The organism is Undibacterium sp. GW821-FHT11H02 (genome assembly GCF_058808015.1).
The window spans coordinates 118879-132972 of record NZ_JBXARG010000016.1 but is presented as its reverse complement, the minus strand read 5'-3'; the positions used below and the strand labels follow the sequence as shown (position 1 = coordinate 132972).

Here is a 14094-nt window from a genome sequence, read left to right as displayed (position 1 = left end):
ACCGATGGCTACATTTCTGAAACAGCACCCACCGCTAACCAATTGAATTTATTCGATTTTTAACCGGACACTAGTGATGCACTATAGGTGGAAATTTGGCTGAAAATGCGGGCGGCGTACACTGTCTGAAATATGGTTTGACCGTGCACAATGTCATGCGCGCACGCGTGCTGACGATCGATGGCGAGATTTTGGAATTGGGCGGTGAAGCATTAGACGCACCTGGTTTAGATTTGTTATCCGTGTTTATCGGCTCAGAAGGCATGCTAGGTATTGTCACTGAAATTACGGTCAAACTCATTCCCAAACCACATACCGCCCAAGTGATCTTGGCTTCATTTGATCATGTTGAAAAAGCCGGTGAGGCTGTGGCGCAGATTATCGCCCGCGGCATTATTCCCGCCGGATTAGAAATGATGGATCAAACTTCGGTGCGCATGGTGGAACCCTTTGTGAGTGCGGGCTATGACGTCGATGCTGCGGCTATTCTACTGTGTGAATCTGATGGTAATGCTGAAGAAGTCGCTGATGAAATCGCCCGCATGAGTCAGATATTGAAGGATCGCGGTGCCAGCGATTTGACTGTCTCCTTCTCCGAAGCGCAGCGTTTGAAACTATGGTCTGGGCGTAAAAATGCTTTTCCTGCGGCAGGTCGTATTGCACCCGATTATTACTGTGTAGACGGTACTATTCCACGCAAACACTTGGCAGCGATGTTAAAGGCAATTACCAATATGGGCGTGAAGTACGGTTTAGCTTGCGCGAATGTGTTTCACGCCGGCGACGGCAATTTACATCCTTTGATTTTGTTTGATGCTAATCAGGCTGGTGCATTTGCAAAAGCCGAAGCTTTCGGTGCAGAGATACTCACATTGTGTGTCGAGATGGGCGGTACGATTACGGGTGAGCACGGAGTCGGCATAGAGAAATTAAATTCTATGTGTGTGCAGTTTCAAGAAGCTGAGTTGCGCGCATTTTATGCGATAAAACAGGCGTTCGATCCTTGGAATTTACTCAATCCAGGTAAGGCCATTCCTAGCTTGCATCGTTGCGCTGAAATGGGTCGTATGCATATCCGTCAAGGACAATTGCGGTTCCCAGACCTACCCCGATTTTGAAGAAGATAGATAAGAATATTTAAAAAAACAATGGATAAAATTCTTCAACAATTTCGTGAACAAATTTTGACTGCGGGTGCAGAACAGCAGATTTTGCGACTCGAAGGTGGAGGCACTAAGCAATGGTATGGCAATCCTATGGCGGATACCAATGCAGTACTCGATACCAAATCCTACCGCGGCATACTCAGTTATGAACCAAGTGAATTGGTGATTAGTGCGCGCTGTGGGACGAGTTTAAAAGAGATTGAGGCACTATTAGATCAACATGGACAAATGCTGGCTTTTGAACCGCCTCATTTTGGCCAGACTGCCACTGTGGGCGGCATGCTCGCTACTGGTTTGTCGGGGCCGCGTCGTCCCAGTGCTGGCGCGGTGCGTGATTTTGTGCTTGGCGTCAGCGTCATGAATGGTGCTGGCGAAGTCTTGCGCTTTGGCGGCCAAGTCATGAAAAATGTCGCCGGTTACGATGTCTCGCGCTTGATGGCGGGATCACTGGGAAGTTTGGGACTTGTGCTTGATGTATCTTTGAAAGTCTTACCCAGACCTGTAGCTGAAACCAGTCTGATGTTTGCGATGTCGGAAGTGGATGCCCTGTCACACCTCAATCGCTGGGCCGGGCAGGCCTTACCGATTTCTGCCAGTAGTTACTATGCTGGCCGATTGATGTTGCGTCTTTCGGGATCTGAGCCTGCCTTGCGCGCCGCAAAACAAAAACTAGGCGGACTTGAAATTCACGATGCCGATGATTATTGGAAAAATTTGCGTGAACAGCAGCATCATTTTTTTACGCCAGAAGAAGATTATGCATTGTGGCGTGTGTCGCTTCCGTCCACCGCGGCAGCTCTAAAACTGCGCAGTAAAACCTTGATCGAATGGGGCGGTGCGCAGCGTTGGTTATGGACGAATGAAGCTGAAACTACACTGCGCTCAACGGTGCAAGCCGCAGGTGGGCACGTAACGCGGTTCCGTTACGGCGCAAGTAGCTCGCCTGCATTTACTGAACTGGCTGCGCCGCTCTTGAAGATACATCGCCAGTTGAAAGCCGCATTTGATCCGGCGGCGATTTTTAATCGTGGACGTTTGTTCGACTGAAAAATTATGCAAACACAATTACTTGATACGATTAAAGCGACCGAGCAAGGTCAGGAAGCGGAAGCGATTCTTCGTACCTGCGTGCATTGCGGTATGTGCAATGCGACCTGTCCTACTTATCAAATTTTAGGCGACGAACTCGATGGACCTCGTGGTCGTATTTACCTGATTAAACAAGTCTTGGAAGGCAAGACGCCGACGGCCAAGACGCAGAGCCATCTTGATCGTTGCCTGACTTGTCTGAGCTGTGAAACGACTTGTCCATCGGGTGTGCAATATGGGCGTTTGCTGGACATAGGACGTGAGTTGGTAGATCAAGAAGTTGGTCGTTCCTGGTCGCAGAAGATACTTCGTAGCACTTTAAAAAATGGATTGAGCAATCCACGTATATTTCAACCAGCCTTGAAGTTAGGACGTGCAGTAAGCGGTTTATTGCCGCACAATTTACGTGAAAAAATACCAGCCTCAACTGAAGGCGGAACTGAAGATAAGCGCTGGCCGGACACTACCCATGCCAGGAAAGTCCTGTTGCTCGATGGTTGTGTACAGCCAGGCCTGGCGCCCCATATAAATGCCGCAACCGCACGCGTACTCGATCACTTACATATCCAAGCTATGTTGGCACCACAGGCTGCTTGTTGTGGTGCGGTGCGTTTGCATTTGAATGATGTTAGCGGTGCTATTAATGCAGCAAAACGTAATATTGATGCTTGGTGGCCACTATTGAAACCCGACAGTCCATCGGGCATTGAAGCCATCGTCATGACCGCCTCGGGTTGTGGCGTGATGGTGAAGGATTATGGTCAGCTGTTAAAGCATGATCCCGACTATGCAAAAAAAGCGCAAAAGATAAGTCAGTTGAGCTGCGATCTGAGTGAGTTCTTACCCGAATTTGAGAGTGACTTGATTGCAAAAATTGGCGGTGAAATCGGGCAAAAAGTGACTTGGCATCCGCCATGTACTTTGCAGCATGGGCAAAAAATTAGTGGCAAAGTGGAAAATTTATTGCGTCATCTCGGGGTTGATGTGCAGCTGTGTGCCGATAGTCATTTATGCTGCGGCTCAGCGGGAAGCTATTCGATTTTACAGCCGGATTTGGCGCAGCAATTGCGTCAAAATAAGCTTGCTGCATTGGAAGCTACGCAGCCAGAGATCATCGTTTCGGCGAATATGGCATGTCAACAGCATTTGCAAGCCGCGACCGTGATTCCTGTAAAGCATTGGATAGAGTTATTAGATCAGGCTTTGGCAAGCTCGCCAAACAGTGAATCACAGAACAAAACACTGAGTCAGCCAGAGCAAAGTCAAAATTCAAGCAAGCTGAATAAGCTTGAAGTCATTGCGGAATCTCAACAATCTCAATTTATCGACACAGTTGTCGAACCGATAGCTGCAACTTCAATTGAACCAGCGCCGAAAAAGAAATCGACGAGAAAATCAGATAAACCACCATCCAAAAAGAGCGCGCAAACTAAGTCGAAACCGGATGATGTTGAAGTGGAAAAAAGCTTAGAGAGGCAAACGCAAAAGCCAGCCAAAAAAAGTGTAAAAAAGAAAAAATGAATCGGGCTCTAGGTCAATAGGTCCTAGCTATTGATACCGTTCAGTTAAGACAAATATGAGAACATCTCGTTGAGAGAATACGAGATCTTATCCGAATTGACTTTGTGGCTTCGGACAACAATAAGAAACCCTCAACGCTGAGGCGCGGAGTCCTGCGGAGAAATCCGGCAAAATCGTCGCTTTTCTCTGCGCTCCTCGGCGACTCTGCGTCTCAGCGTTGAGAGTTTTTGTAGCACAATTAAGCAACTTGTTCGCTTAACTGAACGCCATTAGGCCTTAGCTAGCTTTTATTGAATACCAATAAAAAAAGCGCAACACGATGCTTCATGTTGCGCCAAAAATCAGACCGATTTGGCAAAGGACTGATCAGATTTCCTAAAATTAGAAGCGATAACCGAGACCTACGCCTATCAATACTGGGTCAACTTTTACTGCGCTGACTTTAGCGCCGTCGACCTTCACATCGCTGCGAATCTGTACTTTTTTTACGTCGATATTGAAAGACCAGTTTTTGTCGATTTTGAAATCTACACCAGCTTGTAAAGATAAACCGAAACTATTACTGTCCAAGCGACCTTTGCCTGCCAATAAATTGACTTGAGAAATATTGGTGTAATTCAGACCCGCGCCTATGTAAGGATTAATACTGGCACTCGGAGCGAAGTGATATTGCGCAGATAAAGTCGGTGGCAAGTGTTTGAATGTACCGATACTACTACCATCCAAATACACATCATGTTTTTGTGGGTAGGTCAAAATCAATTCAGCCGCAATATTTGGTGTAAAGAAATACGTTACGTCGAATTCAGGGATCGTTTTTTTGCTGACTGTAATACGATCGTATGCACCAACACCGCCTAGAGGATCGGAATTGTTGGCTGGGCTGATATTGACCACACGGCCACGAACCAACCATGGACTTTCTTGTGCCATAGCTTGGGAACTAAGGCCACCTATTGCTGCTAAAGAGAGCGCGAGAACGATTTTTTTCATTTTCATTTCCTTGGTTAAAATATGAGTAAATAAGCTGAATAAAAAGTGAATAAATGAGCTAAAGAAATCAGCTAACTATTTTTAAAGATTTACAGTGTGAGCTAAGCAGCACAATCGAATGAAGCTAGTGTAGTTGCGCACTGCAACATCGGTTTTGAGCTAGATCAATTTGTGTGATGATCGATAAATAGAGGCGAGCGCCCCCATATCGGCTGATATGAAGATCAGTGCTGGTGATGGCTGGTTATGGCTGATTATGGCTTGTATCAGCTCTCGTAAAATGCGGACCTATAGCGAGAATTAGCCAGCTTAAATAATTGGACTTATTCGGTGACGATGCAGCTCATCGCTAAGTCATAGGTGTCAGGCGCAAAATCGCAATAGGCCAATTGATAAGCAATGCCTACGCTATAAGCTTGTGGTAGCTGCGCCAGTGTGCGGTCATAAAATCCCCCACCATAACCCAATCTGAATCGGGCGGCGTTGTAGCCTACGCAGGGAATCAACAGGGTGTCTGGTTGAATGTATGTGCTACGCCGTGTTGGAATCAATACGCCAAAGTCATCTTTCTCCATAGGGTCACCGGGAGCCCAGGCTACGAAACCTAAGGCACTGTCTTTCGCCAATACCACTGGTAAGGCGAGCCGTTTGCCGGCTTCGTGTAAATCCTGATAAAAAGCGCGCAAGTTGGGTTCGCAGCGAATAGGCGAATACAAGCCTATGATGTCAGCTTGCATGATCTGCGGGATAGTCAACAATTTTTGATGAATGCTTTGATCCCAGCTTTGCCTGAGTGCTAAAGGCGCATCTTTACGCTTTTGAATTAGATTTTTGCGCAATTCTTGACGCAAGTTCAGTCTTAATGGCAGAGGAATGAGGGATTCATCTGTCACTGCCTGTATTTCTTCTTTTACGCTAGGGAATGGCTGTGTCATACTGTTAACAGGTTTTGAAGGGATCTGTTTGAAAATGTTAGAACGAAAATTACCAAGTTTGTCGCGCCCCATATTGCCCGTGAGTTTACTGCTTTCTGGCTTAATTATGCTAGCAATTTTGCCAGAGTTGGCAATGGCCAGCCCGGCGAGCCTTACGCCAGCACCGGCAACAGTAAGTGCGGCAACCAGTGCAGCACCTAATGACGATGACCGCTTTATGGCTTTGCGTGATGCGGCTATGCATGATGATGCCAAAGCAGCGCAAATGCACGCATCACAACTAGCAAACTACACTATCCCGTCGTATGTCGATTATTACGTGTTGCGAACCCGCATACGTTCCGCATCTGCGGCAGAAATTTACAGTTTTTTGAAGAAATATGAGGGCACTGCGATCGCCGATCGCCTGCGCAATGACTGGTTGTTGGTCGTCGGATTTCGTCGCGATTGGGCGAATTTTGATCAATTATTGCCGTCCTATGTAGTCAATGACGACCATCAGGTTAAGTGCTATGCCTTATTGTCCAAGGCTGAGAAGCAGCAACGTGTCGCCACCGAAGCGCGTGCCTTAATTACTTCGCCTAAGCAATATGGCGACGGCTGCTATTCGTTGATTTCTAGTTTGTATGAACAAGGACAGTTCACCGATGCAGATCTGTGGGCGCAAATGCGTATTGCTGCAGAATCTTCTGCGATGCCTCTGGCGAAACGCCTGGGAAAGATGCTGGCGATTCCTGAAAAACGTTTAGTCGAAGCGATGGAGAAGCCGGGGAATCTTTTGAAAAAAGAACCTGCATCCGATAGGCTAAGTCGCGAATTGTTTTTGCTGGCCTTGGGACGCGCGGCCAAAGACGATCCAGAAAAAGCGGTGGCTGCCTTACAACGTTTTGCGAGCAAACTGAGTGCCAATGAGAAATCGCAAGCCTGGGCGAATATAGCCCTGCCCGCTTCACAGAAATTGCAAGCTGAAGCCTTGAATTACTGGAAGCGCGCCGAGGGGGCCAGCTTGAGTCTGGATGGCTATCAATGGCGCGTAAGAATGGCGCTGCGCGAAGCTGATTGGAAACTAGTGAAGTCAGCGATTACCGCTATGCCTGCCAGCCTTAAAACCATGCCAGCTTGGGTATATTGGTATGGACGTGCTTTGCAGCAAGAAGGTAAGAAAGAAGACGCCCAGGCGATTTTCGCCGGCATTTCTGATCAAATGCATTTTTATGGGCAGTTAGCCTTAGAAGAGCGAGGTCAAAAAATTGGCGCACCTGCTTTAGCGAAGGCAGTGACTCAGGAAGAACTAGCACCGATCGCACAAAATCCAAATTTGCAAAGAGCTTTAAAATTCTATGCCATGAATTTGCGTTTTGAAGGAACGCGTGAATGGAATTGGGCTTTGCGCGGCATGAACGAGCGTGAACTGATTGTTGCTGCTGAGTTAGCGCGACAAAATGATTTGCTAGACCGTATGGTGAATACCTCGGACAGAACAAAGGGCGAGCTGGATTTTAATCAACGTTTCCCAACTCCTTTTAATGACACCATGTACAAAGCGACGCAGTCAGTGGGCGTCGATATGGCTTGGGTCTATGGTTTGATACGTCAAGAATCGCGTTTCGCTACTGCGGCTAAATCACATGTGGGTGCAACAGGTTTAATGCAAGTGATGCCGAACACTGCAAAATGGGTCGCAAAGAAAATTGGTTTGTCGAATTATGTGCCGCGCCAAGTCAACGATGTGGAAACCAATATAGCGCTCGGTACGAACTATTTGAATATGGTATTGACTGATCTCGGTGGTTCGCAAGCCTTGGCTTCAGCGGCTTACAATGCGGGGCCAGGTCGGCCACGTGCATGGCGCGCTACTTTGTCGCGTCCGGTGGAAGGTGCTATTTTTGCCGAGACGATTCCGTTCTCAGAGACGCGTGACTATGTAAAAAATGTGCTGTCGAATGCCACATATTACGCTGCTCTATTGGAGAAAAAGCCGCAGTCCTTGAAGGCACGTTTAGGCGTTGTCGTACCAAAAGGTATGAACGCTGACGATCCAGAATATCAGTAGGAGTACATGATGGACAATACCGATTTAGAAACGACCTTAGCCCCCTTGCATAGCTTGCTGAGAAAAAGTAATTATCGTTTGGTGATAGGGAATAAAAATTATTCGTCCTGGTCGATGCGGCCGTGGTTGGTGCTGAAAACCTTTGGCATTCCTTTCGAAGAAATTAAAATTATTTTAGACAGACCAGATACCACACAAAAAATTTCTGAATATTCTCTATCGGGGCGGGTACCGGTTTTACTGGGTGATGATCTGGTGATCTGGGACTCGTTAGCGATTTGTGAATATTTGGCGGAACAGTATCCTTTGCTTAACTTATGGCCTGAGAGCGTCGCGGCGCGTGCCACTGCACGTAGTGTATGTGCCGAAATGCACTCAGGATTTGGCGCTTTGCGCAGTGCTATGCCTATGAATATCCGTGCGCACTTTCCCGGCAAGGGACGCACTGCCGGTTCGCAGGCCGATATTGGTCGTATCAGTGAGATTTGGGAAGACTGCCTATCCACTTATGGCGCGCATCGTTTCTTATTTGGTGATTTTTCTATCGCAGATGCCTTCTTCGCGCCTGTTGTGATGCGTTTTAAAACTTATGGCGTGTCGCTGGCACCTGCATTACAAGCCTATTGCGAACGTATAGAGAGTCACCCAGCCGTTGCGCAATGGGTGCACGGTGCGATAGATGAAAAAGATGATTTGCCGAAGTACGATTTTCCTTAAGTAGCTTGAGTATGAAAACATATGTGGTCGGTGGTGCAGTGCGTGATGCACTCTTGGGTTTGCCAGTGCAAGATCGTGATTACGTCGTGGTCGGTGCCACGCCACAACACATGCTGGACTTGGGTTATACACCGGTAGGTAAAGATTTTCCGGTTTTTTTGCATCCCAAAACACACGAAGAATATGCCTTGGCACGCACCGAACGCAAAACTGCTGCCGGCTACAAGGGCTTTGTATTTCATACCGACGCCAGCGTCACTTTGGAACAAGACTTAGTCCGCCGCGATTTGACGATCAACGCCATTGCGCGTGATGAACACGGCCATTTGTTTGATCCATTTCATGGACAAGCAGATTTGCAAGCCAGAATTTTTCGTCATGTATCTGCTGCTTTTGAAGAAGATCCCGTTCGAATTTTGAGACTGGCGCGATTTGCCGCACGTTTTTCGCAAGCGCCATATGCCTTTACGGTCGCACCCGAGACCATGGATTTGATGAAGAAAATGGTGGCGGCGGGCGAAGTCGATGCCTTGGTGCCAGAACGCGTATGGCAAGAGATTTCGCGTGGACTGATGGAGGCCAAGCCTTCGCGTATGTTTGAAGTCTTACGAGAATGCGGTGCGCTGCAACGTTTAATGCCAGAGCTGGCCGCCTTATGGGGCGTGCCACAACCGCCTAAGCACCACCCCGAAATTGATACGGGTGTACATATTATGTTGGTGGTCGATTACGCCGCCCAGCAAGATTTTTCCTTGCCAATCCGGTTTGCAGCCTTGCTGCATGACCTCGGCAAGGGTAACAGTGATCCTGAGCAGTGGCCACGCCATCATGGTCATGAAGAACGTGGCATAGAATTAGTCCAAGCACTTTGCGCACGCTTGAAAGTGCCGACCGAATGTCGTGACCTCGCCATCATGACGGCGCGCGATCACGGTAATGTTGGACGTTCGCAAGCGATGCGGCCTGCAACTTTGCAAGACATGTTGGAACGCAATGATGCTTTCCGTAAGCCACAACGTTTTCTAGACATGTTGAAGGCGGCCGAGTGTGACTGTTTTGGTCGTGCAGGTTTAGAGAATATTCAATTTCCACAAAGCGCCTATTTAGCGCGAGTGCTGGCCGCGGCTCAGGCGGTGAATGCCGGCGCTATCGCCCAGCAAGTATTGCAAAAAAACACGGCAGAGTCGCCGGACCCTCATCCACCTGCGCAAAAAATTGCAGAAGCAATTCGTATTGCCCGTATCGCCGCGATACGTGAAGTTGCAGTTTCCTCGCGCCCAGATCAAGAGTTAAGGTAATCCGCTACCAGTTCGCACATCACAGCGTGCCCGGCGGCACCATAGACACTGCGCTAATGAGACTTACTTAATTCGGGTTTGTAATCATCCCGTCATATCCTCTATCTACAATTCGATAACAAAAAAACCAAGACGAAACGATATTTCGCCTTGCATAAAATCGAATGAATTTACAGATGATAGAGAAAATGATGTCACAAAAATCCCTCAAACTCGCTATAGCTTCTTTGTTCTTGTGCGGTACCGCTGCCAGTGCCGATTACCGTCCGGTGCAAGCACCAGGTTCGAATCTGACGGTTCCTCCCTTACTGACTGCAGGCATGTTTCGACTGGAATCTGAGCGCAGCTATAAACTCAGTTTACAAATGGCGCTGGGTATTTTGAACGGGCATACCGAAGTTGAACGCACGCGTTCTCTGGAAAACATCGCACGTTTGCGCAAAGATCTTTCTAAACAAATGAAGAGTGAAAAGACTGGCAAAGCATTTAATCGTGTGAATAGCGCATTGAATGATCAGGTTGAATCATTGCCACGACTTAATGCTAAAACGGCTGCAGGTATGTATGACGTGAATGAAGATCTTTTGATTAAGATGAACTTCCTGTCTTTTGCGATTGAATCAGAAACCAACGACACGACTTCTCGTATCACGGGATTGGCATTACGCCAGGCCTCTTTGGCGCAGCGCATGGCAAAAATTGTCTTGTTGCGTTCTATGGATAAAAACATGCAGGCCAAGCAAGGCTTGCAAGTCGATTTAGCCCAGTCGCGTATAGAGTTTTTAAATGGCATGAGTTTGTTGGCGGAAGAGGCGAGTTCTGATAAAGCCTTAAAAGAACGTTTGAATTTGGCGCAACAGCAATGGATGTTTTATGACAAAGCGCTGAGTTCAGCCAATTTCCGGGCGGAAGATTTGCGCAATATTTCTTCCACTAGTGATCGTATCGCACAGATGATGGTGGAGATCGTGCGCTTGGGCTATGGCTTAGCGCCTGATCCTAGTGTCATAGCGGAGCGTTGAAATCCCGATATCTGGTAGACCACGGTACACGGCATAGAACCCAAAAAATGAATTGAAATATTAGGAATGAACATGAAATCACTAACGCAAAAAAAACGATTCGCCACTTTAAGCATGTTGATGCTAGCGGGCTTTGTCAGCTTGTATCCGGCTTTTGCACGAGCCCAAACGCCGGTGTCAACGCAAGCTACGGCTCAAGCTAATGTTGCGCCGAGTACGATCAAAATTGACGGTTCCAGTACAGTTTTTCCAATCACTGAAGCCGTGGCAGAGAGCTTCCGTGAAAAAAATAGTGCGGTAAAATTTACGATCGGTATCGCTGGTACGGGCGGTGGCTTTAAGAAGTTTTGCAAAGGTGAAACCGATATCTCCGATGCGTCACGCCCTATCTTGAAAAAAGAAATGGTCGAGTGCGCTAAGAATGGTGTGTATTACATGGAGTTGCCAGTCGCATTTGATGCCCTTACTGTCGTGATTAATCCTAAGAATAAATTCCTCAGTAAAATCACTTTAGAGGAATTAAAAAAAATCTGGGAACCAGCGGCACAAGGCGTGATTACGACTTGGGATCAGGTCAATCCAGCCTGGCCTAAAGCGCCGATTAAATTGATAGGCCCTGGTGCTGATTCTGGTACCTTCGATTACTTTACCGAGGCGATAAACGGCAAAGCAAAACTTAGTCGCACGGACTTCACAACATCTGAAGATGATAATGTGATCGTGCAGGCGGTATCACGTGATGTCAACGCTTTGGCCTATCTGGGTTTTGCCTATTACACAGAAAATAGCAAGAAATTGAAGGCGGCAGCGATTGTGCAAAAAGATGGCAAGACTGCGGTGTTACCTTCGGTTAAGACCGTAATGGATGCCAGTTACAAACCATTAGCGCGTCCCTTGTTTATTTATGTCAATGTGAAAGCCGATGAGCGCCCTGAGGTTCGCGCCTTTGTGGACTATTACCTGAATCATGCTGAGACGATTACTAAACAAGTGAAATACATTCCATTGTCGATGAAAGATTATCGTCACACCATGGTGAATTACAAAGTGAAAAAGACCGGTACCGCATTTGGTGGTGAGGCTGAGGTGGGTGTGACAATTGAAGAATTGTTGAAACGCGAGCCTAAGAATTAAAGATGATACTTGCGCTCGGATGACATTGCTGATGCGAACAATTACGAGCCTACTTCTTCGCTCATTACACCAATTAATTGCTCAATACAATGCTGTTCACTGAGATCGAAGTAAGCAGAGTTATACCTAACATAAATGAAACGGCACCCATGTGCTTTAAATATTGAATCGCGTAAGGGACTACTTTTTTTGCAAATTTGTGATGCCATTGCCATGGCAAAATAAGTAGACATACCGTAGTCCCTACTATGAACCATGCAACGACTACATAAGCATTGGCAAATAGCATATAGGGCGCATGCTGTATTAGCGCGCTACCGACTATTAAGCGAAAAAATAGCTCCAAATAGTGAAGCGTTCGATTTTCGGCAAAACCTAAAAGAAACTGTGCCGCTAGTGTTGGTTTGAAGATTGCAGCTGTACCCAAAATAACAAGGTATAGGCCAAACAACAAAATTATAAATGCTGCGAATAAGTTGAGTGTGCTCATCTTATCTATACCTCATTTAAGTGCCGGTTTTAATCAATTGCTGACGACTGCTAGCGCGATCAGCACCGTACCCATTACCTGACCATGCAGCTACCAACCGCAATAGTGGTTATAGACAAGCGAATGCAAGTATTGCTATCGCCGTCGGTAAGAGTGCGCCCAGCAGTAATTCTCCTGCACCGATAGACTCATCGGCGAAGCCACGTTTGAGTAATGCAACGCCCGCAGGATTTGGGGCGTTCGCAATCATAGTGAGACCGCCTCCCGCCACAGCGCCAGCGACTAAGCTATATTTAGCTTGATCTGAAATCCCTGTAATTAATGATCCCAGATAAGTTAACGCAGCGTTATCTGTTAACGCTGTTAAAGCAGTAGCGCCCAAAAATAGTACATTGGGCGACATGTTAGCGACTAGTGGTTGTAACCACCATTGTTGCATTCCGCCGAGCACAACCAGCCCCGCCAAGAAGAACGCTACCAACAGCGCCTCTTTGATGATGAGCGGATTCTGATGGCGCTCGTAGGCTTGCGTGACACCTAAGAACATCAAAAATAGACCGAGAAAGGCGACCGGATGATGCGCCAGCATGACAACGCCAATCAAAAAAATGATATGCACGAGGGTTAAAGCGATCGGAGCACGCTTTCTTTCTTTCGTGTTTTCTGTTGAAGTTTGTTCAGATAAATGCTTACGTAAAACAAATATGGCGATCGTCGCATTGATGACGACGGCGATTGCTGCCTTCCAGCCAAAAGTAGCTAACATAAATGCAGAATCCCATTGCCAAGTAGCTGCAACCATCAGCACCGGCGGTGCGGCGAACGAGGTTAAGGTACCACCGATGGAAACATTCACAAACAGCACACCCAAAGATAAATATTTCAATCGTTCTGGAACTTCGGGACGAAAGATTTGCGGTGCTAACATAAGCGCAGCGATCGTCATGGCAGCAGGTTCTGTAATTGCAGAACCTAATAAAGGCACAGCGGCTAAACCTAGCCATGCGCTGACCAAAGTGGGACGAAATGGCATCAATCTGGCAATCAAATTGATTGTGGATAGAACTAACTGCAAAATGGGCCTTGAGGCAGCGACGACCATCACGACAAAGACAAACAAAGGTTCAGTGTATTGACGCGATTCGGCATAAGCCAGTGCTTTATCGCCACCGCTGATTATGGCCATGCAGAAAACTAACACGATGGCCCAAAAACCAAAGACGACTTCCACCTCACCTAGCAGGTGAAATAGACCGGCATGTCGCGGATAGCGATGTGATAAACGCTCGAATTGTTTGGCGGAAAAAGTATGAATTAAAGCGACTGCAAAAAGAATAGCGGCAATTAGCTCAATGTTGAGATGGGTCATAGGATTCAGGCGTCATTGTATTGCGAGGCGGCCCGACCGTCGCTGAACCCTGCTGCATCCTGTTGGATGTGCACCCATTGCTATTTTAACCGATTAGGCTATATTCAAACAAGCCAAATCGGATCACCGTCTATCATTGTTGATTATCGATGTATGCTTTTCAATTCACCTGAGAATTATTTTTTTGGTCGTCATTTTTTAGAGTAAAGATACGTTTTAGAGTGAACGAAAACTGAGTAATAAGAAGCGCTTTACTCCAACCGATAACATCAACGCCATAGCTAGTCAAATCATAAGTGGTGGCACC

Annotated in this window: 10 protein-coding genes and 1 pseudogene; 8 read left to right on the top strand and 3 right to left on the bottom strand. The window is 47.1% G+C overall.

All coding sequences use genetic code 11. The features are described 5' to 3' along the window. Positions 1 to 77: 77 nt before the first annotated feature. The 3 genes and pseudogenes from AC1RR2_RS15790 to glcF all read left to right on the top strand — a co-directional run. Positions 78 to 1118: pseudogene (locus AC1RR2_RS15790) on the top strand (FAD-linked oxidase C-terminal domain-containing protein); the annotation flags it as partial. 30 nt (positions 1119 to 1148) lie between these two features. Beyond that, a complete protein-coding gene (gene glcE, locus AC1RR2_RS15785; RefSeq protein ID WP_493223228.1) occupies positions 1149 to 2213 on the top strand; it encodes a glycolate oxidase subunit GlcE in 1065 nt (354 codons plus the stop codon). A 6-nt stretch (positions 2214 to 2219) separates the two neighbouring features. After that, positions 2220 to 3776, top strand: coding sequence for a glycolate oxidase subunit GlcF (glcF, locus tag AC1RR2_RS15780; RefSeq protein WP_493223227.1), 1557 nt, complete (start codon positions 2220 to 2222; stop codon positions 3774 to 3776). 381 nt (positions 3777 to 4157) lie between these two features. Here glcF and AC1RR2_RS15775 read toward each other — a convergent pair whose 3' ends face one another. Next, complete coding sequence (locus AC1RR2_RS15775; RefSeq protein ID WP_493223226.1) at positions 4158 to 4769, bottom strand: OmpW/AlkL family protein; 612 nt, start codon at positions 4767 to 4769, stop codon at positions 4158 to 4160. Positions 4770 to 5092: 323 nt separating this feature from the next. Further along, positions 5093 to 5704 carry a 5-formyltetrahydrofolate cyclo-ligase gene (locus AC1RR2_RS15770; RefSeq protein WP_493223225.1) on the bottom strand — a complete coding sequence of 204 codons (612 nt, stop codon included), beginning with the start codon at positions 5702 to 5704 and terminating at the stop codon, positions 5093 to 5095. A gap of 34 nt (positions 5705 to 5738) precedes the next feature. Here AC1RR2_RS15770 and AC1RR2_RS15765 point away from each other — a divergent pair, with 34 nt between their 5' ends. The 5 genes from AC1RR2_RS15765 to AC1RR2_RS15745 all read left to right on the top strand — a co-directional run bounded on the left by AC1RR2_RS15765 (position 5739) and on the right by AC1RR2_RS15745 (position 11928). Continuing rightward, positions 5739 to 7757 (top strand): lytic transglycosylase domain-containing protein, encoded by a 2019-nt coding sequence (locus AC1RR2_RS15765; protein WP_493223224.1) that lies wholly within the window; start codon positions 5739 to 5741, stop codon positions 7755 to 7757. Between the two features lie 9 nt (positions 7758 to 7766). Beyond that, complete coding sequence (locus tag AC1RR2_RS15760) at positions 7767 to 8474, top strand: glutathione S-transferase family protein (RefSeq protein WP_493223223.1); 708 nt, start codon at positions 7767 to 7769, stop codon at positions 8472 to 8474. A gap of 11 nt (positions 8475 to 8485) precedes the next feature. Beyond that, a complete protein-coding gene (locus AC1RR2_RS15755) occupies positions 8486 to 9772 on the top strand; it encodes a multifunctional CCA addition/repair protein (protein WP_493223222.1) in 1287 nt (428 codons plus the stop codon). A gap of 191 nt (positions 9773 to 9963) precedes the next feature. Further along, complete coding sequence (locus AC1RR2_RS15750) at positions 9964 to 10794, top strand: hypothetical protein (protein ID WP_493223221.1); 831 nt, start codon at positions 9964 to 9966, stop codon at positions 10792 to 10794. 72 nt (positions 10795 to 10866) lie between these two features. Further along, on the top strand, positions 10867 to 11928 hold the full coding sequence (locus AC1RR2_RS15745; protein WP_493223220.1) for a PstS family phosphate ABC transporter substrate-binding protein: 1062 nt from the start codon (positions 10867 to 10869) through the stop codon (positions 11926 to 11928). Between the two features lie 599 nt (positions 11929 to 12527). On the opposite strand, the gene AC1RR2_RS15740 is transcribed toward AC1RR2_RS15745, so the two are convergent. Next, positions 12528 to 13787 (bottom strand): putative Na+/H+ antiporter, encoded by a 1260-nt coding sequence (locus AC1RR2_RS15740; RefSeq protein WP_493223219.1) that lies wholly within the window; start codon positions 13785 to 13787, stop codon positions 12528 to 12530. Positions 13788 to 14094 lie beyond the last annotated feature (307 nt).